General features: G+C 69.9%; 16 protein-coding genes and 1 tRNA gene. 11 read left to right on the top strand and 6 right to left on the bottom strand.

Annotated elements, in window-relative coordinates; all coding sequences use genetic code 11:
- Positions 1 to 95 precede the first annotated feature (95 nt).
- Positions 96 to 1,832: a lytic transglycosylase domain-containing protein gene (locus tag ACWDX6_RS12460; protein ID WP_451484887.1), complete on the bottom strand. Its 1,737-nt coding sequence runs from the start codon at positions 1,830 to 1,832 to the stop codon at positions 96 to 98.
- A 190-nt stretch (positions 1,833 to 2,022) separates the two neighbouring features.
- Here ACWDX6_RS12460 and ACWDX6_RS12455 point away from each other — a divergent pair, with 190 nt between their 5' ends.
- A complete protein-coding gene (locus ACWDX6_RS12455; RefSeq protein WP_451484886.1) occupies positions 2,023 to 2,886 on the top strand; it encodes a DUF4184 family protein in 864 nt (287 codons plus the stop codon).
- A gap of 84 nt (positions 2,887 to 2,970) precedes the next feature.
- Here ACWDX6_RS12455 and polA read toward each other — a convergent pair whose 3' ends face one another.
- Positions 2,971 to 5,625 carry a DNA polymerase I gene (polA, locus tag ACWDX6_RS12450; RefSeq protein ID WP_451484950.1) on the bottom strand — a complete coding sequence of 885 codons (2,655 nt, stop codon included), beginning with the start codon at positions 5,623 to 5,625 and terminating at the stop codon, positions 2,971 to 2,973.
- Positions 5,626 to 5,801: 176 nt separating this feature from the next.
- On the opposite strand from polA, the gene ACWDX6_RS12445 reads away from it, so the two are divergent.
- The 8 genes from ACWDX6_RS12445 to ACWDX6_RS12410 all read left to right on the top strand — a co-directional run bounded on the left by ACWDX6_RS12445 (position 5,802) and on the right by ACWDX6_RS12410 (position 16,735).
- Entirely contained in the window at positions 5,802 to 8,084 is a 2,283-nt protein-coding gene (locus ACWDX6_RS12445) for an FdhF/YdeP family oxidoreductase (RefSeq protein ID WP_451484885.1), read from the top strand.
- 76 nt (positions 8,085 to 8,160) lie between these two features.
- A complete protein-coding gene (locus ACWDX6_RS12440; RefSeq protein WP_451484884.1) occupies positions 8,161 to 8,667 on the top strand; it encodes a PaaI family thioesterase in 507 nt (168 codons plus the stop codon).
- Between the two features lie 647 nt (positions 8,668 to 9,314).
- Positions 9,315 to 10,199: a trypsin-like serine protease gene (locus ACWDX6_RS12435; protein ID WP_451484883.1), complete on the top strand. Its 885-nt coding sequence runs from the start codon at positions 9,315 to 9,317 to the stop codon at positions 10,197 to 10,199.
- A gap of 711 nt (positions 10,200 to 10,910) precedes the next feature.
- Complete coding sequence (locus ACWDX6_RS12430; RefSeq protein ID WP_451484882.1) at positions 10,911 to 12,152, top strand: branched-chain amino acid ABC transporter substrate-binding protein; 1,242 nt, start codon at positions 10,911 to 10,913, stop codon at positions 12,150 to 12,152.
- A gap of 104 nt (positions 12,153 to 12,256) precedes the next feature.
- Positions 12,257 to 13,189, top strand: a complete 933-nt coding sequence (locus ACWDX6_RS12425) for a branched-chain amino acid ABC transporter permease (protein WP_451484881.1) — start codon at positions 12,257 to 12,259, stop codon at positions 13,187 to 13,189.
- Between the two features lie 5 nt (positions 13,190 to 13,194).
- Positions 13,195 to 14,955, top strand: a complete 1,761-nt coding sequence (locus ACWDX6_RS12420) for a branched-chain amino acid ABC transporter permease (protein WP_451484880.1) — start codon at positions 13,195 to 13,197, stop codon at positions 14,953 to 14,955.
- A 5-nt stretch (positions 14,956 to 14,960) separates the two neighbouring features.
- The gene (locus ACWDX6_RS12415) at positions 14,961 to 16,022 is read left to right on the top strand and encodes an ABC transporter ATP-binding protein (protein ID WP_451484949.1); all 1,062 of its coding nucleotides are present in this window, start codon (positions 14,961 to 14,963) and stop codon (positions 16,020 to 16,022) included.
- A complete protein-coding gene (locus ACWDX6_RS12410) occupies positions 16,019 to 16,735 on the top strand; it encodes an ABC transporter ATP-binding protein (protein ID WP_451484879.1) in 717 nt (238 codons plus the stop codon). The genes ACWDX6_RS12415 and ACWDX6_RS12410 overlap by 4 nt, the downstream gene beginning before the upstream one ends.
- Positions 16,736 to 16,800: 65 nt before the next feature.
- On the opposite strand, the gene ACWDX6_RS12405 is transcribed toward ACWDX6_RS12410, so the two are convergent.
- A complete protein-coding gene (locus ACWDX6_RS12405; RefSeq protein WP_451484878.1) occupies positions 16,801 to 17,460 on the bottom strand; it encodes an ANTAR domain-containing response regulator in 660 nt (219 codons plus the stop codon).
- A 94-nt stretch (positions 17,461 to 17,554) separates the two neighbouring features.
- On the opposite strand from ACWDX6_RS12405, the gene ACWDX6_RS12400 reads away from it, so the two are divergent.
- Together ACWDX6_RS12400 and ACWDX6_RS12395 are read left to right on the top strand one after the other, a co-directional pair.
- Positions 17,555 to 17,637, top strand: a tRNA-Leu gene (locus ACWDX6_RS12400).
- 84 nt (positions 17,638 to 17,721) lie between these two features.
- Positions 17,722 to 18,510, top strand: a complete 789-nt coding sequence (locus tag ACWDX6_RS12395; protein ID WP_451484877.1) for a helix-turn-helix domain-containing protein — start codon at positions 17,722 to 17,724, stop codon at positions 18,508 to 18,510.
- A gap of 4 nt (positions 18,511 to 18,514) precedes the next feature.
- Here the strand turns inward: ACWDX6_RS12395 and pyk are convergent, their stop codons facing one another.
- The 3 genes from pyk to ACWDX6_RS12380 form a co-directional block, all read right to left on the bottom strand.
- On the bottom strand, positions 18,515 to 19,945 hold the full coding sequence (gene pyk, locus ACWDX6_RS12390; protein ID WP_451484876.1) for a pyruvate kinase: 1,431 nt from the start codon (positions 19,943 to 19,945) through the stop codon (positions 18,515 to 18,517).
- A 282-nt stretch (positions 19,946 to 20,227) separates the two neighbouring features.
- Positions 20,228 to 20,743 (bottom strand): M23 family metallopeptidase, encoded by a 516-nt coding sequence (locus ACWDX6_RS12385; protein ID WP_451484875.1) that lies wholly within the window; start codon positions 20,741 to 20,743, stop codon positions 20,228 to 20,230.
- Between the two features lie 226 nt (positions 20,744 to 20,969).
- Positions 20,970 to 21,656, bottom strand: a complete 687-nt coding sequence (locus tag ACWDX6_RS12380) for an SIMPL domain-containing protein (protein WP_451484948.1) — start codon at positions 21,654 to 21,656, stop codon at positions 20,970 to 20,972.
- Positions 21,657 to 21,719: the final 63 nt, after the last annotated feature.

The following is a 21,719-nucleotide window of genomic DNA, read 5'->3' as shown; positions in this document are numbered from 1 at the left end:
AACACGTCGCACTCGGAACGCAGAATGCCGCTCCTCCGTCCACGGCTGGACGGAGGAGCGGCAGGGAAGTCGCGCGGGGGACGCCCCCGTAGGGGTCAGGAGGTGGAGCTGGGGGTGGGATTCGGGGAGGCGTCCGGCGATGTCGTCGGGGACGGGCTGGGCGCGGGGGCCGGCGCGGTGACCTTGAGTTCGACGATCAGGGTGCCGCCGCCGGGCGCGGTCAGCCGGAGGAGGAAGGTTCCCGCCTCGCCGTCCGCGTAGATGTCCGGCAGGGTGAGCAGGCCGTTCTCGTCGGTCTTCAGACCGGTGAGCGTCCGCAGCGGGTCACCGTTGGCGTCCTTGAAGTACGGACCCTTCGTGGCCGCCTGGGAGTCCTGTGCCGAGGTGACCATGGTGGCAGTGAGGGCGACCGAGGAGGCGGCGGCGCCGTCGTGGGTGGCCTTCACCAGCACCCGGTCGGCGAACCGTTCGCCGGTGGTGGCCGTCAGCTCCTTGGCGTCGCCGCGGACCAGGGTGTCGGCCTGTCGGGCGGTGACGGAGGCGCGGAACTCGACGGGCGCCATGCTGCGGCCCACCACGGTGGCCCGCACGGTGAAGGTGCCCAGCTGTTCGCCCGCCCGGAGGAGCGGCGTGACGACCTTGCCCGTGGAGCCCGTGGTGAGGGTGACGCTCTTGGCCACGCCGCCGAAGTTCGCGCCGGTGGTCCCGATGATCTCGAAGCGGACGCTGATTCCGGCGACGGGCTTGCCCGCCGAGTCGAGGGCCGCGACCGTCGGGCGTCCGGCGAAGACGCCGCCAGCGGTCGCCGCCAGCGTGCCCGTGCCGGCGTCCTTGATGCGTACCACGCGCACCGACGCGGGCGGGGTGGGCGGCGGAGTGGTCGGCGACGTACCGGGGTTGGTCGGCTTCGGCTTGGGCTTGGCCGGCGGCGTCGACGGGGAGGGCGACGGGCTGGTGGGCTTCGTCCGCGCCGGCGAGGTGCTGCCACGGGAGGTGTCGCTGCGGTCGACCGGCAGCACGCCCGTGCCGTCCGGGACCTGGTGGGTGCCGCGCTTGTAGTACTCGAACCAGGAGAGCACCGTGTTCAGGTACTCGGTCGAGCGGTTGTAGCTGAGGATCGCCCGGTCGAGATCGGCCTTGACCGCGAGGTCGCGGTTGTTGGCGCAGAGGTAGAGACCGGCGGCCTGGGCGGCGTCGTAGATGTTGTTGGGGTCCTTGCGGCCGTCGCCGTTGGCGTCCTGACCCCAGGTGGCCCAGGTGGAGGGGATGAACTGCATCGGGCCGACCGCGCGGTCGTGCGTCGTGTCGCCGTCGAACGCGCCGTCGTCGGTGTCCGAGATGTTGGCGAAACCGACACCGTTGAGCACCGGGCCGAGGATCGGCGAGGAGGTGGTGCCGTTGGCGTCGACCCGGCCGCCGCGCGCCTGACCGGACTCGACCTTGCCTATGCCCGCGAGCAGCTGCCACGGCAGGTGGCAGCCGGGGTCGCTGGAACGTATGGACTGCTCCGCGCGCTTGTAGGCGGCGAGGACGGTCGCGGGGATGCCCGCCTCCGCGGGACCGGTGACGATCGGCAGGTCGACGGAAGTGCCGGGCTTGTTGGGGGTGTTGAGCGGCGGAAGGTCGGTGTAGTACGGGGACTGGCCGGTGGCCGAGTCCTCCGGCGGCGTGGTGGAGTCACCGGCGCCGATCGACTGGTCGCCGCTCGCGTTGTCGGCGGGGGGCGGTGTCATGCCCGGAGCCTGCGAAGCGGCCAGCGCCGCGACCGCCGCGGCCACCACGGCACCGCTCGTGGCCCCCCTGCGCAGCCGACGGCCGAATTGCGCTGCCATACGTACGTTCCCTCCCCCTCGAGTGCACTCGCGCTCCCCGCGCGTGGACTCAGGCGACCCTATGACAACTGCGCGCTCCGGCACACCGGCGCCTGACCGGGTTTCACGCTTTCGTCACCACTTGGCCGCCCGGGATCCGACGAACATCACTCCCGCGTACTGTTGCGTGACCGCACAAGGGGGGCCTCCGATGCCGTTCACACTCAGTCATGCCGCCGCCGTCCTGCCGGGGATGCGGAGAGACGGCACCGCACGGGGGCCGCTGGTCGCGTCGGCGCTCGTGGCGGGGTCGTTCTCTCCCGACATGACCTATTTCGCGGCGACGGCGGTCCCGGACGCGATGTTCTTCGGGGACGTCACGCACGCGCCGGTGGGGATCGTGACGGTCGATGTCCTCATCACCGCGCTGCTGGTGGCGCTCTGGCTGACGGTGCGTGAGCCCCTCGTGGCCCTGCTGCCGGCCGGCCGTCAGGCGCGGGTGTACGCCTTCCTGCGCGGGCGCCCCTGGCGGGAGCGCCGGCCGGCGGCGCTGGCGGCGTGGTTCTGTCTCTCCGCGGTGCTGGGGGCGACGACCCATGTGGTCTGGGACGCCTTCACCCACCTCGACCGCTGGGGCACGCGCGCGCTTCCGTTCCTCGGCGAGATCGTGGCCGGCTTCCCCGTCTATCTCTACGCGCAGTACGGCGGTTCGGCGCTGGCCCTGGGGCTGCTGGTGTGGTTCACGGTGCGGGGGCTGCGCGCGGCGCCCGGAGGGGCGGCGCTGCCGCCGGGCTTCCCGGTGCTCGACCGGCGGGTGCGGTGGCTGGCTGCCGGGCTGATCGGGGGGTGCGTCCTGGCGGGCATCGTGCACCGGTGCCTGCGCTGGTACGCGTACTGGGGCCGGATCGAGACGCCGTTGGACATCATTCCGACCGCCTGTTTCGGGGCCGGCGCGGGCCTCGCCCTCGGTCTGGTGCTGTACGGGGCGGTGGTACGGCTGCGCGGGACGCCGGTGACACCCGGCCCGGGGGCCCCGGACCGTGAGCCGGTGCGCTCCCGTCGGGGCTCTCGCTGATGTCTTGGGCCGGGGTGTAGCCGGCGGGGCAGACAGACGGCCGACGGAGGGCGCCCGGCGCGCGCTTCGTCGGCCGTCCGGTCGTCAGTGCGCCGCCGACTCCCAGTCCGGACCGACGCCCACCGAGACGTCGAGCGGGGCGCGGAGGGAGACCGCCGAGGACATCTCCTGACGCACCAGGGTCTCGACCCGCTCCCGCTCTCCGGGGGCCAGCTCGACCACGATTTCGTCGTGGACCTGGAGGAGGATGCGGGAGGAGAGGCCGGCCTTCGTCAGGGCGCGGTCCACGTTCAGCATGGCGACCTTCACGATGTCCGCCGCGGTGCCCTGGATCGGGGCGTTCAGCGCCATCCGCTCGGCGGCCTCGCGGCGCTGGCGGTTGTCGCTGTTCAGGTCCGGGAGATAGCGGCGGCGGCCCAGCATCGTCTCGGTGTACCCGGTCGCCCGGGCCTCGTCGACGACCCGGCGCAGATAGTCCCGTACCCCGCCGAAGCGCTCGAAGTAGGTGTCCATCAGGGCGCGGGCCTCGCCCGCCTCGATGTTCAGCTGCTGCGAGAGGCCGAAGGCGGACAGGCCGTACGCCAGGCCGTAGGACATGGCCTTGATCTTGCGCCGCATCTCCGCGTCGACGGCGGACCGCTCGACGCCGAAGACCTGCGAGGCGACCGTCGTGTGCAGGTCCTCGCCGGAGGTGAACGCCTCGATGAGGCCCTCGTCCTCGGAGAGGTGGGCCATCACCCGCAGTTCGATCTGGCTGTAGTCGGCGGTCATCAGGGCCTCGAAGCCCTCGCCCACGACGAAGCCGTGGCGGATGGCCCGGCCCTCGTCGGTGCGGACCGGCACGTTCTGCAGGTTCGGGTCGGTGGAGGAGAGGCGTCCGGTCGCGGCGACGGTCTGGCTGAAGGTGGTGTGGATCCGGCCGTCGGCGGCGATCGTCTTGATCAGGCCCTCGACCGTGGAGCGCAGCCGGGCCTGCTCACGGTGGCGCAGCATGATCACCGGCAGTTCGTGCTCGGTCTGCGCGGCCAGCCAGGCCAGCGCGTCCGCGTCCGTGGTGTAACCGGTCTTGGTCTTCTTGGTCTTCGGGAGGTTCAGCTCGCCGAAGAAGACCTCCTGGAGCTGCTTGGGCGAGCCGAGGTTGAACTCGTGGCCGACGGAGGCGTGGGCCTCCTTCACGGCCTGCTGGACCGCGCCCGCGAACTGCTGCTCCATGGCCTCCAGATGGGCACGGTCGGCGGCGATGCCGTGCCGCTCCATCCGGGCGAGGAGCAGGGACGTGGGCAGTTCGACATCGTGCAGCAGATCGGTCGCGCCGACTTCGCCGAGCCGGTCGCCGAACGCCTCACCGAGGTCCAGGACCGCGCGGGCCTGCGCCATGAGCGCGTCGGCCTCGGCGTGCTCGTCCGTACCGAAGGCGAGCTGCCCGTCGGCGGTGGCCGGGGCCAGCTCGCGGTGGAGGTACTCGACGGAGAGCGCGTCCAGGGCGAAGGAGCGACGCCCCGGCTTGACCAGATAGGCGGCGAGGGCGGTGTCCATCGTGATGCCCTCGATGTGCCAGCCGTGCTCGGGGAAGACCCGCAGGGACTCCTTGGCGTTGTGCATCACCTTCGGCCGGGCAGGGTCGGCGAGCCAGGCGGCGAAGGCACGCTCGTCGGTCTCGTCGAGCCGGGTCGTGTCGAACCAGGCCGCCTTGCCGTCGGCCGCCGCGAGCGCGACCTCGCTGACATTGCCGACGCCCAGGGCCCAGGTGGCGACGGTGGCGACACCGAGCGGCTGCCCGCCGTGCTGCTCCAGCCAGAAGGCAAGCTCGCCCGAGCCGAGGACCGTGCCGTCCAGCTCGAGACCCGCCTCGGGGGCCGGGGCCTCTTCCTCCTGCGCGCCGGGGTCGACCGCGAGCAGGCGCTCCCGCAGGCTCGGATTGCGGATCTCCAGGACCTCCAGGAAGCCCTTGAGGGCGGTCCTGTCGTACGGGGCGCGCTCCAGCTCCGCGACGCCGCGGGGCAGCTCGACGTCCCTCACCAGCTCGGTGAGGTGGCGGTTCATCTTGACCGATTCCAGGTGGTCGCGCAGGGCCTGGCCGACCTTGCCCTTGACCTCGTCGGCGCGCTCGACGAGCTCCGCGAACGACCCGAACTGGTTGATCCACTTCGTGGCGGTCTTCTCGCCCACCCCGGGGATGCCGGGGAGGTTGTCGGACGGGTCGCCCCGCAGGGCGGCGAAGTCGGGGTATTGCGACGGGGTCAGGCCGTACTTCTCCTGGACCTTCTCCGGGGTGAAGCGGGTCAGCTCGGAGACGCCCTTGGTGGGGTACAGCACGGTCACGTGGTCTGTGACCAGCTGGAAGGAGTCGCGGTCGCCCGTCACGATCAGGACGTCGAAGCCGGCCGCCTCGGCCTGGGTGGCGAGCGTGGCGATCACGTCGTCGGCCTCGAAGCCGTCCACCGCGAACCGCACCGCGTTCATGGTGTCGAGCAGCTCGCCGATCAGCTCGACCTGCCCCTTGAACTCGTCCGGGGTCTTGGAGCGGTTCGCCTTGTACTCGGGGAAGTCGGCCGAGCGCCAGGTCTTGCGGGACACGTCGAACGCGACCGCGAAGTGCGTGGGCGCCTCGTCGCGCAGCGTGTTCGCCAGCATCGACGCGAAGCCGTAGATCGCGTTCGTCGTCTGTCCGCTCGCGGTGGTGAAGTTCTCCGCGGGCAGCGCGAAGAACGCCCGGTACGCGAGGGAGTGCCCGTCCATGAGGAGCAGACGGGGACGGTTGTCTTCGGTCTTCTTCGATGCTGTCTCGGCCACGCACACGATCCTGCCACGGACCGCTGACAATCCCGTCCACACCTGGTCCGCTCCCCCGCTGTCGGAGGTCCGTGACAGGATCGAAGACGTACGCAGCAGAGTTCCGCTCAAGGGAGAGCGCGATGGTCAGCAAGCCGCCCGCAGGCGACCCGGTCCAGGACGCGCCGCAGGTCGCGCCGCCCCAGCACGCGGCCGCGGGGCTGCCCGCCGTCGCCCACACCCTCAAGATGGCCCAGGCGCAGATGGGTGTGCGGCGCACGGCCCGGACCCTCCTCAAGGTCAACCAGAAGGACGGTTTCGACTGCCCGGGCTGCGCCTGGCCGGAGGGCGACAAGCGGCACGTGGCGGAGTTCTGCGAGAACGGGGCGAAGGCGGTCGCCGAGGAGGCGACGCTGCGCCGGGTGACACCCGACTTCTTCGCCGCCCACCCGGTGGCCGACCTGGCCACCCGCAGCGGTTACTGGCTGGGCCAGCAGGGCCGCATCACGCAGCCGATGTATCTGCCGGAGGGCGGGGACCGGTACGAGGCGGTGCCCTGGGAGCGGGCCTTCGCGATCATCGCCGAGGAGCTCCGGGCGCTGTCCTCCCCCGACGAAGCGCTCTTCTACACCTCGGGGCGCACCAGCAACGAGGCCGCGTTCCTGCTGCAGCTGTTCGCCCGGGAGTTCGGTACGAACAATCTGCCGGACTGCTCCAACATGTGCCACGAGTCGTCCGGTTCGGCGCTGAACGAGACCATCGGGATCGGCAAGGGCAGTGTCTCGCTGGAGGATCTGCACCAGGCGGACCTGATCGTCGTCGCCGGGCAGAATCCGGGGACGAACCACCCGCGGATGCTCTCCGCCCTGGAGAAGGCCAAGGCCGCGGGCGCCCGGATCATCTCGGTCAACCCGCTGCCCGAGGCCGGCCTGGAGAAGTTCAAGAACCCGCAGACGCCGCAGGGCATGCTCAAGGGCGCCGTGCTCACCGATCTCTTCCTCCAGATCCGGATCGGCGGCGACCAGGCCCTCTTCCGGCTCCTCAACAAGCTGATCATCGAGACGGAGGGCGCGGTCGACGAGGAGTTCGTCCGCGAGCACACGCACGGGTACGAGGAGTTCACCGCCGCCGCCCGCGCCGCCGACTGGGACGAGACGCTCGCCGCGACCGGCCTGACCCGGGGCGAGATCGAGCGGGCCCTGGAGATGGTGCTCGCCTCGGAGCGGACCATCGTCTGCTGGGCGATGGGGCTCACCCAGCACAAGCACTCCGTGCCGACCATCCGCGAGGTGGTCAACCTCCTCCTGCTGCGCGGCGCCATCGGCCGCCCGGGCGCCGGGGTCTGTCCGGTCCGCGGCCACTCCAACGTGCAGGGCGACCGCACGATGGGCATCTTCGAACGCCCCGCGCCCGCGTTCCTCGACGCCCTGGACAAGGAGTTCGGGATCGTCTCGCCGCGCCACCACGGCTACGACGTGGTCCGCTCCATCCAGGCGCTGCGCGACGGCGAGGCGAAGGTCTTCTTCGCGATGGGCGGCAATTTCGTCGGGGCCACGCCGGACACGGAGGTCACCGAGGCGGCGATGCGCCGGGCCCGGCTCACGGTGCACGTCTCGACGAAGCTGAACCGCTCGCACGCGGTCACCGGCACGCGCGCGCTCATCCTGCCGACACTCGGGCGTACCGACAAGGACGTGCAGAAGAGCGGAAAGCAGTTCGTGACGGTGGAGGACTCGATGGGGCTCGTGCACGCCTCGCGGGGCAATCTGCCGCCGGCGAGTCCGCATCTGCTCTCCGAGCCGGCGATCGTCGCCCGGATGGCGCGGGCGGTGCTCGGCGCCGCCTCGGCGACGCCCTGGGAGGAGTTCGAGAAGGACTACGCCACGATCCGGGACCGCATCGCGCGCGTGGTGCCCGGCTTCGAGGACTTCAACGACCGGCTCGCGGCGAACCCCGGAGGCTTCGCCCTGCCGCACGGTCCGCGCGACGAGCGCCGCTTCCCCACGGCCACCGGCAAGGCCAACTTCACCGCCGCGCCCGTCGAGTATCCGAGGGTTCCCGAGGGCCGGCTGCTGCTGCAGACCCTGCGCTCGCACGACCAGTACAACACCACGATCTACGGCCTGGACGACCGCTACCGCGGCATCAAGGGCGGCCGCCGCGTCGTCCTGGTCCACCCGGCGGACGCGGCGGAGCTGGGCCTGGCCGACGGGGCGTACACGGACCTGGTGAGCGAGTGGACGGACGGCAGCGAGCGCCGGGCGCCCGGCTTCCGGGTGGTGCACTATCCGACGGCCCGGGGGTGCGCGGCGGCGTACTACCCGGAGACGAACGTCCTGGTGCCGCTGGAGTCGACGGCGGATGTCAGCAACACCCCCGCCAGCAAGTCCGTGATCGTGCGTCTGGAACAATCACCGTCCGCCTAAGCGTTCGCTCAGGCGATCAGGCGGATCAGTGGATCAGTGGATCAGCAGTCGTACGCAGACGAACGGAGCCGGGCCGATGGGTGAGCAGCAGCACGTGAAGTTCCCGCAGGAGGTCGTCGACGAGTACGCCGCGCTCGGCGTGGATCTTCCCGCTCTCTTCTCCGCCGGGCACCTCGGCAACCGGATGGGCGTGCAGATCGTCGAAGCCTCGGCCGAGAAGGTCGTCGGCAGGATGCCGGTGGAGGGCAACACCCAGCCGTACGGCCTGCTGCACGGCGGCGCCTCGGCGGTGCTCGCCGAGACGCTGGGCTCGATCGGCTCCATGCTGCACGGCGGCGTCTCCAAGATCGCGGTGGGCGTGGACCTGAACTGCACGCACCACCGCGGGGTGCGCAGCGGCCTGGTCACGGGCGTCGCGACGCCGGTCCACCGCGGGCGCTCCACGGCCACGTACGAGATCGTCATCACGGACGAGCAGGACAAGCGGGTCTGCACGGCGCGGCTGACCTGCCTGCTGCGGGAGGTCACGCCCAAGGACGCGGACAAGGTCCCGGATGCGGGCGTGACCGGCGGCGGGGCCTGACCGCAGGCGGCCCGCCGCCGCATCGCTCGCAGGCCCTGGGCGGCCCACTCCGTCCCGGGCCGCGCTCCGCGACGCCCCCTGGCGGGTCCGGGATCGAGGGTTTCCCCGGCGCGGGCCCCCGTCCGAACGGCGCCCCATGACCGAGCCTCGGCGGCACACGCACAGTGACCGCCGCGGGTTCACCTCACGGACCACGGCCGCGGGGAGGCAGCCTGAGGCCGGGCGGCGGCGGGGCGCGGAGCCCGAGCGCGGGCGCGCGTACCGCCCCGGGCGCGATACCCGGTCTCCGGAGACGGAAGGTCGCCTTCCGGACGTCGTTCCGCCAGGTCCGGTCCCCGCTGCCGGACGCGGTGCCGCAGACCACGGTCCCAGCCTCCGGACATCGCCCCCGGAGCGCTCGCGGCTTTCCGACACCCGCCCGGCCGCCGGCGGCGGAGCGCACCCGGGCCCGCCCGTCCGGCGCTTCGCGGAAGCCATCGACCCTCGCCGCGCGACCGCTCCGGGCGGCCCGGCCGCTCCACCGCTCGGGGCGGTCCGCCGACACCCGTATCCGCAGCCCCTCTTGCCCCCACCTGCCGCAGGCGCTTCACTGACGAGCCTCCCCCACAGGAGAAGACCCGATCCACTCACACACCGAGGGGCTCTTCTTGACCGCCGTACGTATCACCACCGTGGCGACCGCCGTCACCGCCGTGGCCTGCGCTGCCGTTCTCGCCACCGCGATCCCGTCCGCAGCGATCAACTCGTACAACGCGACCCCCGCGCCCGAGCGCACCGAGGTCGGCGCGCTCGTCGCGACCTGGGACAACGACGGAGACCCGGGGACGCCCGACCGGGTCGACTGGGTCTGCTCGGGAACCATGATCGACGCGGACACCTTCCTGACCGCCGCGCACTGCACCACCGACTGGCCGGAGAACGTCAGGTTCTACGTCTCCCTCGACCAGGACGTGCAGGGCGGTCTGGACAGGGCCGCCGCCGAGCATCCCGGGGATCCGGCCGCCGTGGCGAAGGCCGTGGCCGTCGAGGGCACGGCACACAACCACCCCGCGTACCCCGGCCCGGCCTCGGACACCCGCGACATCTCGGTCGTCCAGGTACCGGCCGCCGCGATGAAGGCCCGCTGGGCGTTCACGCCCGCCGCGCTCCCCAAGGCGGGCGCGCTCTCCGCGCTGGGCGCGCAGGGCCTGAACGACACCTCGTTCGTGGTCGCCGGCTACGGCACCCAGGAGGCACGGCGCGGACCCGGCGGGCACACCCACCCGGGCGGCGGCGTCCGGTTGAAGGCCCCGGTCACCTTCAACGCGCTCAACGACGCGTGGATCCGGCTCGCCATGACGGCCCCGCAGGGCAACGGCGGTGCCTGTTACGGCGATTCGGGCGGTCCGAACTTCGCCACGCTGGACGGGAAGCTCACCCTGGTCGCCACCACGATCACGGGCGACGCGCCTTGTTACGCCACCAACGTCACGTACCGGCTCGACGCGCCCGGGGCCCGCGACTTCCTGAAGCCGTTCACCCAACTGCCGTAGGCGGCAGGCTGGTTGTGCCCATGCCGACGATCACCTAGCGTGGCGCGCATGGCGCTGTCGCCGCAGACCCAGGCCAGGACCGCTCTTCGCGCGGTCCTGGCCTTCGGCGTTCCGGCGGGCCGCACGGCCGCACCCGCCTCGGCCGCACCCGCCTCGGCCGACCCCCGACCCCGAACGCCGCCACCGGAGACCCGGGAACCGGAAACCGGCCCGCCGCACGGCGGCCATGGTGACAAGCACGCCACCGCCCCACCCTCGTAACACTCCGTAACACTCGCGCGCTCCAGAAGCGGAGTGGCACCCTCTGCGTTCCGTCCGCTCAGATCAGACCCCCTGTCCGCTATTCGGACAGCCTCCTGCGGCCTGACGACAGGACCATGATCTGCTCAAGCCCCTGAGCGGAACTGCACATTCTCACTATGTGAACACCCCGCAACTGACCGTTACACCCCGCTTTGCCCCCCGGGTGTCCACCTCCTCTCCCCCTTGCGATAACAAGACAGTCACATCCTGACCTCCCCGCTCCCCACCTCCCCCACCTGCGCTTAGAGTCACCGCCAGTCACCGCGCCGCCGGGCGCGTCCACAGCACGGCCCTGCACCACCCAGCCAGTCATCCCCGTACGGCCCGGCACTCACCAACGGCACCTCTTGCCACGGCTTCACGGCACCGCCTCAGCTCGAGGGGGCCGCGCCAGGGAAAGGATTCATCGTGCGACACCGTTCCTTGCTCATCCTCACCACCGTGATCACCACGGGAGCGCTCACCCTCACCGCGTGCGGTTCCCGCGACGACAAGGGCGGAAGCACCGACGGCGCCGCCGGCGGCGGCGGCACGACGGTCGTCATCGGCGTCGACGCGCCGCTCACCGGTTCGCTCTCCGCACTGGGCCAGGGCATCAAGAACTCCGTGGACCTGGCGGTCCAGACCGCCAACAAGAACAAAGAAGTCCCCGGCGTCACGTTCAAGATCGAGGCCCTCGACGACCAGGCCGTTCCCGCCACCGGCAAGGCCAACGCCACCAAGCTGGCCGGCATGAAGGACGTCCTCGGCGTCGTCGGCCCGCTGAACTCGGGCGTCTCCCAGTCCATGCAGGCGGACTTCGAGCGGGCCAACCTGACCCAGGTCTCCCCGGCCAACACCAACCCCTCCCTCTCCCAGGGCGACAACTGGGGCAAGGGCGAGTTCAAGCGCCCGTTCAAGACCTACTTCCGCACCGCCACCACGGACGTCGTCCAGGGCAAGTTCGCCGCGAACTACCTCTTCAACGACGCCAAGAAGAAGAAGGTCTTCGTCGTCAACGACAAGCAGACCTACGGCGCCGGCCTCGCCGCGATCTTCGCCGCGGAGTTCAAGCGCCTGGGCGGCACCGTCGCCGGCACCGACTCCGTCACCGTGAAGGAGACCGACTTCTCCTCCACCGCCAACAAGATCAAGGCCTCCGGCGCCGACTCCGTCTACTTCGGCGGCCAGTACCCCGAGGGCGGCCTCCTCTCCGACCAGGTCAAGAAGACCGGCGCCAAGATCCCCACCATGGGCGGCGACGGCATCTACGACCCGCAGTTCATCAAGGCCTCCGGCGAGGCCAACGACGGTGACCTCGCCACCTCGGTCGGCTTCCCCGTCGAGAAGCTCCCCACCGCCAAGAAGTTCATCGCCGACTACAACGCGGCCGGCTACAAGGACCCGTACGCGGCCTACGGCGGCTACTCCTACGACGCCGCCTGGTCCATCATCCAGGCCGTCAAGGCCGTCGTCGCCGCCAACAACGGCAAGCTGCCCGACGACGCCCGCGCCAAGGTCACCGAGGCCATGTCCAAGGTCTCCTTCGAAGGCGTGACCGGCAAGGTCTCCTTCGACCAGTACGGCGACACCACCAACAAGCAGCTCACCGTCTACCAGGTCAAGAACGGCGCCTGGACCGACGTCAAGTCCGAGACCTTCAAGGACTGACCCCGCACCGCCCCGCACACGCACCACCTGAACCAAGCCGCGCGAGGGCGCAAACAGCGCCCTCGCGCGGTGTCATATCCGACACGCTCATCGGAGGCCCTGCGGTGAACGAACTGCCGCAACAGCTGGCCGACGGCCTTGCCCTGGGGGCCCTTTACGGCCTCATCGCCATCGGTTACACGATGGTCTACGGCATCGTCCAGCTCATCAACTTCGCCCATGGCGAGATCTTCATGATCGGGGGCTTCGGCGCCCTCACGGCGTACACCATCCTCCCCGAGGGCACCGCCCTCGTGATCGCGATACCCGTGATGCTGATAGGCGGCGCGGTGGTCTCCGTGGCCGTCGCCACCGCCGCCGAACGCTTCGCCTACCGGCCCCTGCGCGGCGCCCCCCGCCTCGCACCCCTGATCACGGCGATCGGTCTGTCGATCGTGCTCCAGCAGATCGTCTGGGGCTTCTACCCCGGCGCCAAGAGCCCGGTCAGCTTCCCCGAATTCAAGGGAGGAAGCTTCCAGATCTTCGAGCACCTCGCGATCTCCCGCGCCGACGCGTTCGTCCTCGTCGCCGCCCCCGCGTGCATGCTCGCCCTCGGCCTCTTCGTCTCCAAGAGCCGCAGCGGCCGCGCCATGCAGGCCACGGCGCAGGACCCGGACACCGCGAAGCTGATGGGCATCAACACCGACCGCATCATCGTGATGGCCTTCGCCATCGGCGCCGCCTTCGCCGCGGTCGCCGCCGTCGCCGAGGGCCTCGACAAGGGCCAGATCCGCTTCGAGATGGGCTTCCTGCTCGGCCTCAAGGCCTTCACCGCCGCCGTACTCGGAGGCATCGGCAACATCTACGGCGCCATGATCGGCGGCGTCGTACTCGGCCTCGCGGAGACCCTCTCCATCGCCTACGTCGAGCACATCCCCGGCATGGCCCAGTTCGGCGGCGGCGCCTGGAAGGACATCTGGGTCTTCTCCCTCCTCATCCTCGTCCTCCTGTTCAGACCACAAGGTCTGCTCGGTGAGCGCGTCGCGGACAGGGCGTGAGCACGATGACCACTGACCTCACCAAGACCCCCGAAGAGTCCACCACCCCCGAGAAGACCGCGGCCCCCCAGGCCCCCGGCCTCCTCCACCGGATCGTCGCCGCCGGTGGCCTCGCCACCGTCGCCAGCACCTTCCTCGCCTGGACCTACACCACCGAATTCCCCGGCGACCTCACCGTCACCGGCTACCCCGGCGGCCTCCAGGTCCTCACCCTCCTCGCCGGCCTCCTCCTGACGCTCTTCGCCCTCTCCGGGCTCGGCATCAAGGGCCTGCGCTGGCTCACCCCCGCCGGCTCCACCAAAGCCCTGCGGTTCCTCGCCCTCGGCGCACTCGGCACCACCTGGTACACCGTCCTCGCCATCGCCGTACAACTCGGCGGCCTCGCCCACCTGGAACCGGGCGGATTCGTCGCCGCCGCCGCCACCCTCGTCCCCCTGACCGCCTTCGCGCTCAAGGACGACACCCGCAAGGCGCCGAAGCCCAAGGAACTCCCCTCCTGGGCAGAGATCCTCATCATCGTCGTCGCCTTCGCCATCGGCATGTACGCCGTGACATACGGCATCTCCACCGAATACCCCGAGCTGTTCATCGGCTACCTGCTCCTCGCCGGCTTCGCCGCCGGCGCCCTCGCCAAGTCCGGCCTCATGGCCCGGCTCTCCGCGATCGCCTCGAAGAACAAGCACGTCGCCGCCGTCGCGGCCTTCGCCGCCGCGGCCGTCTTCCCCTTCACCCAGACCACCGACACGTTCACCGTGATCGCGGTGCAGATCCTCATCTTCGCCACGGTCGCCCTCGGCCTGAACGTCGTCGTCGGCCTGGCCGGCCTCCTCGACCTCGGCTACGTCGCCTTCCTCGGCGTCGGCGCCTACACCGCCGCCCTCGTCTCCGGATCCACGGCCTCCGCCCTCGACATCCAGCTCCCCTTCTGGGCAGCCATGATCATCGGCGCGATCGCCTCACTGATCTTCGGCGTCATCATCGGCGCACCGACCCTCCGACTCCACGGCGACTACCTCGCCATCGTGACCCTCGGCTTCGGCGAGATCTTCCGCATCACCGTCAACAACATGGACGGCGACAACGGACCCCAGATCACCAACGGACCCAACGGCATCCCCAACATCCCGGCGCTGAACATCTTCGGCTACGACTTCGGCCAGACCCACACCATCCTCGGCGTGGAACTCGGCTCGTACGCCAACTACTACCTGCTGATGCTCCTCGTCATGGTGCTCGTCGTCCTCATCTTCAGCCGAGCCCAGGACTCCCGCATCGGCCGCGCCTGGGTCGCCATCCGCGAGGACGAGACAGCGGCCACCGCCATGGGCATCAACGGCTTCCGCGTGAAGCTGATCGCCTTCGCCCTCGGCGCCACCCTCGCCGGCGTCGCCGGCACCGTCCAAGCCCACTTCCAGGGCACCGTCCTCCCCGAGATGTACGTCTTCGCCGGACCCGTCGCCCCGAACTCCGCCTTCCTCCTCGCGGCAGTCATCCTCGGCGGCATGGGCACCATCCGCGGCCCGCTCCTCGGCGCGGCCCTGCTCTTCCTCATCCCCGAGAAGCTCGCCTTCCTCAAGGACTTCCAGCTCCTCGCGTTCGGCCTCGCGCTCATCCTGCTGATGCGCTTCCGCCCCGAGGGCCTCATCCCCAACCGGCGCGCCCAGCTCGAATACCACGAGCACGACGAGAACGCCGACAAGCTCGACGTACCGGAGCCACGGCTGTCCGCCGAGTCCGGCGCCGGAACCGCGAAGGCGGGTGCGTGAACGCCATGACGACCACCACCACGGCCACGGCCGCCACCGTCCTCGACGCCAGCGGCGTCACCATGCGCTTCGGCGGACTCACCGCCGTACGCGGAGTGGACCTCACCGTCCGCCAGGGCGAGATCGTCGGCCTCATCGGCCCCAACGGCGCCGGCAAGACCACCTTCTTCAACTGCCTGACCGGCCTGTACGTCCCCACTGAGGGACAGGTCAGCTACAAGGGCACCGTCCTGCCGCCCAAACCCCACCTCGTCACCAAGGCAGGCATCGCCCGCACCTTCCAGAACATCCGCCTCTTCTCCAACATGACCGTCCTGGAGAACGTCCTCGTCGGACGCCACACCCGGACCAAGGAAGGCCTCTGGTCCGCGCTCCTGCGCGGCCCCGGCTTCAAGAAGGCCGAAGCCGCCTCCCGCGAAAAGGCCATGGAACTCCTGGAGTTCATCGGCCTGGCCAACAAGGCGGACCACCTCGCCCGCAACCTCCCCTACGGCGAACAGCGCAAACTGGAGATCGCCCGCGCCCTGGCCAGCGACCCCGGCCTGCTGCTCCTCGACGAGCCCACGGCCGGCATGAACCAGAACGAGACCCGGACCACCGAGGAACTCGTCTTCGCCATCCGCGACAAGGGCATCGCGGTCCTCGTCATCGAGCACGACATGAAGTTCATCTTCAACCTGTGCGACCGGGTCGCCGTCCTCGTCCAGGGCGAGAAGCTCGTGGAGGGCACCTCCGACGTCGTCCAGGGCGACGAACGCGTCGTGGCCGCCTACCTCGGCACACCGTACGAAGGCGCCCCGGGCGCCGAAGAGGTCGCCGAGGTCGAAGCGGCGGAGGCACACGCCGAAGCACAAGCCGAGGCCGGCGACGACGACGCCGACGCCGACGCCGAGGGAGACGCCGAGCAGGACGCCGACGGCGACGCCGACGACGCTCCCGCGGAGGTCGCCGACGAGACGGACCAGGCGGACGAGGCCACCGAAGCCACCGACCCCCCCGCCGACGACGCCCCCGAAGCACCCGCGACCGGCAACGCGGACAGCACCACCAAGGGAGACACCAAGTGACCGCACTACTCGAGGTCGAGGACCTCAGGGTCGCCTACGGCAAGATCGAAGCCGTCAAGGGCATCTCCTTCACCGTCGAAGCCGGCCAGGTCGTCACCCTCATCGGCACCAACGGCGCCGGCAAGACCACCACCCTCCGCACCCTCTCCGGACTGCTCAAGCCCTCCAGCGGCAAGATCACCTTCGACGGCCAGGTGCTCAACGGCATCCCCGCCCACAAGGTCGTCTCCCTCGGCATGGCGCACTCCCCCGAGGGCCGGCACATCTTCCCGCGCCTCACCATCACCGAGAACCTCAAACTCGGCGCCTTCCTCCGCAAGGACAAGGACGGCATCGAACGCGACGTCCAGCGCGCCTACGACCTCTTCCCGATCCTCGGCGAACGTCGCAAGCAGGCGGCCGGCACCCTCTCCGGCGGTGAACAGCAGATGCTCGCGATGGGCCGGGCGCTCATGTCCCAGCCCAAGCTGCTCATGCTGGACGAGCCCTCCATGGGCCTCTCCCCCATCATGATGCAGAAGATCATGGAGACCATCGCCACCCTCAAGGCCGAGGGCATGACGATCCTCCTCATCGAGCAGAACGCGCAGGCCGCCCTCTCCCTGGCGGACTACGGCTACGTCCTCGAGGTCGGCACGATCAAACTGTCCGGCACCGGCCAGGACCTCCTCCACAACGACGACGTCCGCAAGACGTACCTCGGCGAGGAGTAAGCCCCACCCAAGACGAAGGCCCGCCCCACAACGCAGTGGGGCGGGCCTTCTTCTGTCCTGAACGACTACTGCTGGCCCTTGGCCGCCTTCTTCTCCTCGGCGTCCTCGATGACCGCCTCCGCCACCTGCTGCATCGACATACGGCGGTCCATCGACGTCTTCTGGATCCAGCGGAACGCCGCCGGCTCCGTCAACCCGTACTGCGTCTGCAGAATGCTCTTCGCCCGGTCCACCAGCTTGCGCGTCTCCAGCCGCTGCGAGAGATCAGCGACCTCCTTCTCCAGAGCCCGCAGCTCGGCGAAGCGCGACACAGCCATCTCGATGGCCGGCACCACATCACTCTTGCTGAACGGCTTCACGAGGTACGCCATCGCCCCCGCGTCCCGCGCCCGCTCCACCAGGTCACGCTGGGAGAAGGCGGTGAGCATGAGCACCGGCGCGATCGACTCACCCGCGATCTTCTCGGCGGCGGAGATCCCGTCCAGCACCGGCATCTTCACATCGAGGATGACCAGGTCCGGCCGGTGCTCCCGGGCGAGCTCCACGGCCCGGGCCCCGTCGCCGGCCTCGCCGACGACCGTGTAGCCCTCTTCCTCGAGCATCTCTTTGAGGTCGAGGCGGATGAGAGCCTCGTCCTCGGCGATGACGACACGGGTCGTCAGCGGCGGAACGTGCGACGCGTCGACGTCGTCGGCGGCGGGCTGGGGCGACTCGGGGGCGGTCACGGGGGCTCCTCGTTGCGGGGCGTGGCGCTGCACCCAGAAGCCTACCTAGCTGCTGGATACGCCGGTGACCGGGTACACTCCGACTGGCAACCTCGCCGGGTTGGTGGAATGGCATACACGGATGTCTCAAACACATCTGCCCGTGAGGGCTTGCGGGTTCGAGTCCCGCACCCGGCACAACTTTCGAAGCGGACTTTCACCTTCGCGTGAATGTCCGCTTTTTGCTACGCGCAGCAAGATGATATTGCGCAGTGTGATCGCATGCACTTTCACGGCACAGAAGTACGACAGCATGCCCTCACCCTGCTCCGCGGCGGTGCCAGGAACGCGGACGTCGCACGCAAGCTCCACGTTCCCGCAGGCACGATCAGCTATTGGAAGCACGAAGACCGCGCGCAACGCGGCGAGTGTCCGGGCCGCCCTGACCCCAAGTGCCACCGTTGCGACGGACGGGAACTGGACGAGGCGGCGTACGCCTACCTCCTAGGGCTCTACTTGGGTGACGGACACATCAGCCGATACTCGACCCACCGCGTGCCGAGCCTCATGATCACTCTCGACGACGCCTGGCCCGGCGTGCAGGACGAGGCGGAAGCGGCCCTACGCCGGGTGTTCCCGGAGAACTCCACCTGCCGGGTGCGCAGGAAAGGGTGCCACAACGTGAAGCTGTACTCTCTGCATCTCGTCTGTCTCTTTCCGCAGCACGGGCCCGGCAAGAAGCACGAGCGGCGCATCGTCCTCGAACCCTGGCAGCAGACGATCGTCGACAAGCACCCCTGGCCGTTCATCCGGGGCCTCGTCCACTCCGACGGTTGCCGGATCACCAACTGGACCACCCGACTCGTCGGCGGTGAGCGCAAGCGGTACGAGTACCCGCGCTACTTCTTCACCAACAAGTCGGACGACATCCGGCAGCTGTTCGGCGACACCCTCAGCAAGGTCGGCGTCGAGTGGACGACCACCGCCCGAGGCGTTGACCCGTACAACATCTCCGTCGCCCGCAAAGCCTCCGTCGCCCTCATGGACGCCCACGTCGGGCCCAAGCGCTGAGCCCTCAGTTCGTCACCGCGTCCCCGATGCGGTGGACGCGGACCAGGTTCGTGGAGCCCGCGACGCCCGGCGGGGAGCCGGCCGTGATCACGACGAGGTCGCCCTTCTCGCAGCGGCCGATCCGCAGGAGTTCCTCGTCGACCTGGGCGACCATCGCGTCGGTGGAGTCGACGTGCGGGCCCAGGAAGGTCTCCACTCCCCAGGTGAGGTTGAGCTGGGAGCGGGTGGCCGGGTCCGGGGTGAAGGCGAGGAGGGGGATGGGTGAGCGGTAGCGGGAGAGGCGCTTGACGGTGTCGCCGGACTGGGTGAAGGCGACGAGGAACCTGGCGCCGAGGAAGTCGCCCATCTCGGCGGCGGCGCGGGCGACGGCGCCGCCCTGGGTGCGGGGTTTGTTCCGTTCGGTGAGCGGGGGGAGGCCTTTGGCGAGGATGTCTTCCTCGGCGGCCTCGACGATGCGGCTCATCGTCCTGACGGTTTCGACGGGGTACTTGCCGACGCTGGTCTCGCCGGAGAGCATCACGGCGTCGGTGCCGTCGATGACGGCGTTGGCGACGTCGCTGGCCTCGGCGCGGGTGGGCCGGGAGTTGTCGATCATGGAGTCGAGCATCTGGGTGGCGACGATGACCGGCTTGGCGTTGCGCTTGGCGAGTTTGACGGCGCGCTTCTGGACGATGGGGACGTGTTCGAGGGGCATTTCGACGCCGAGGTCGCCGCGGGCGACCATGATGCCGTCGAAGGCGGCGACGATGTCGTCGATGTTCTCGACGGCCTGGGGTTTCTCGATCTTGGCGATGACGGGGAGGCGGCGGCCTTCCTCGTCCATGATGCGGTGGACGTCCTCGATGTCGCGTCCGCTGCGGACGAAGGAGAGGGCGATGACGTCGGCGCCGGTGCGCAGGGCCCAGCGGAGGTCGTCGACGTCCTTCTCGGAGAGGGCGGGTACGGAGACGGCGACTCCGGGGAGGTTGAGTCCTTTGTGGTCGGAGACCATGCCGCCTTCGACGACGTGGGTGTGGACGCGGGGGCCGTCGACGCCGGTGACTTCGAGGGTGACGCGGCCGTCGTCGACGAGGATGCGTTCGCCGGTGGTGACGTCGGTGGCGAGGCCCTGGTAGGTGGTGCCGCAGATGTGGCGGTCGCCTTCCATGGGTTCGACGGTGATGGTGAAGTCGTCGCCGCGTTCAAGGAGTACGGGGCCTTCGCGGAAGCGGCCGAGGCGGATCTTCGGGCCTTGAAGGTCGGCGAGGATGCCGATGCTGCGGCCGGTCTCGTCGGAGGCTTTGCGTACACGCTGGTATCGCTCCTCGTGCTCGGCGTAGGTGCCGTGGCTGAGGTTGAGGCGTGCGACGTCCATTCCGGCTTCGACCAGGGCTTTGATCTGGTCGTATGTGTCGGTGGCTGGTCCCAGGGTGCAAACGATTTTGGCTCGGCGCATGGTTCGACCCTAGAGCTTACCGATGGGTAGAGAAGGGGCTCGGCATGTCTGTTCAACAACCTTCGCGTGAAAGGTTATTGACAAGTCTTGAATGTGTGCGGGCGGGTGCTCTGATGAGCGCTTGCGGGAGCCGTGCGAGCCCTTCGCGTGCCCTGTGTGTAGCCCCGTACGAAGCTCCGTTCGGGCCCTGCGCGTGATGCACCGCGCAGGGCCCGGGAGCGGGGCGGCTGACCCGCCGCTCCGGTCGCTCGTCCCGCCGGTGTGGCGGGGGTGGGGCCGGTGTCAGGCGCGTGTGTTGACGCTCACCGGCCGCGATCCGGTGGGGGGTGTCCAGCCCTGAAGCGTGGCCGGGATGCCGACGCGGGTGTTGCAGTTGATGACCTGGAAGTGCAGGTGGGCGCCGGTCGCGGCTCCGGTGGCGCCCGACCAGCCGATGATCCGGCCCTGCGGGACCCAGTCGCCGGTGTTGTAGATCGCCCGGTTGAGGTGTGCGTAGTGGGTGCACTGGCCGTTCGAGTGGCGGATGATGACCTCGATGCCGTTCTGCCAGTACGGCGACCAGTCGGAGACGAGGACCGTGCCGCCTTGGGCGGCGGAGACCTCGTAGTTCGCCGGCAGTCCGAAGTCCCAGGCGTACTCGTTGTACGGGCCGGTGTGGGAGTAGGTGCCCTCGGGTCCTTGGGTGACGAGGTAGGACTCGCCCGAGGGGTAGGGAAGTTCGTAGTAGTAGTCGACGGCCGCGGCCGGAGGGGCGGCTATGAGGCCGATCCCCGCGATCGTGAGTGCCGAGCTCGCCATGGCGCCGAATCTGAGGAGAAGTCGTCTCGCGTTGCGCACTGCGCCTCCCGTTGGGGTCTGATCCAGACGGGACAACAGTGGCATCAACTACCGTATTCAACAAGGTTGTTGCAGAAACTCGCTGCAAGTTCTGTCATGGGTGGGGGCGAGCGGCCGCGGAAGGGCTGGTCGGCCGAGCGGTGGCGTGCTTGTGCCGGTGTCGACCAGGGCCCACCCCCGCCTCCCGCTAGAGCACCGGTGGGTTCATCGTGAAGCGGGCGGTCACCTCGGCTGTGACCGTCTGGCGTTGGGGTTCGAGGTCCAGGGGTGGGGCTGTGTCGGCGGATTCGGCGGCGAAGGCCATGCGGGCGCCGCCCATGGGGCCGGATGGGGGGATGAGGCCGGTGTCGGCGAGTTCGAGCAGGGCGGAGAGTGTCGTGCCGAGCGCCTCGGCGTACGCGCGGGCGCGCTGGACCGCCTCTGTCACGGCGAGGCGGCGGGCCTCGGCGTAGGCCGGGGAGTCGGGTCGCAGGGCCCACCAGGGGCCGTCCACCGCGGTCGCCTCCAGGTCCGCGAGGCGGGTGACCAGCTCTCCCAGCACGGTGAAGTCGGTGAGTTCGGCGGTCACGCGTACGGTCCCCTGGTAGCCGCGGGGCCGCTCCTGCCGGCCTCGTCGGCCGAAGTCGGGGGCGATCGAGAAGCGCCCGGTCTCCAGTTTCTCCACGGCGTCGCCGTGGGATTTGAGGAGGTCGAGGATGTGGGTGTTGCGGCGTGTGAGGTCGGCGAGGGTGGTCGCGCGGTCGGCGCCGCGGGCGGTGACCGTGACCCAGATCCGGGCGAGGTCCGGGTCGACTTCGAGTCGTCCTTCGCCGCGCACGGTGACGTGCGGTGCTTCGGGGGTCGGATGTTCGTGCGTCACGGCCGGCTCCTCCATGTACGGCGACGGGTGTCCGTCGAACACTTTCCCACTCCGTAACCGGAAAGGTCTGTTGCCGGG

The organism is Streptomyces sp. NPDC003027 (genome assembly GCF_053591435.1).
Note: the sequence above shows the minus strand (reverse complement) of the source record. Positions and strands in the feature narration are given on the sequence as shown.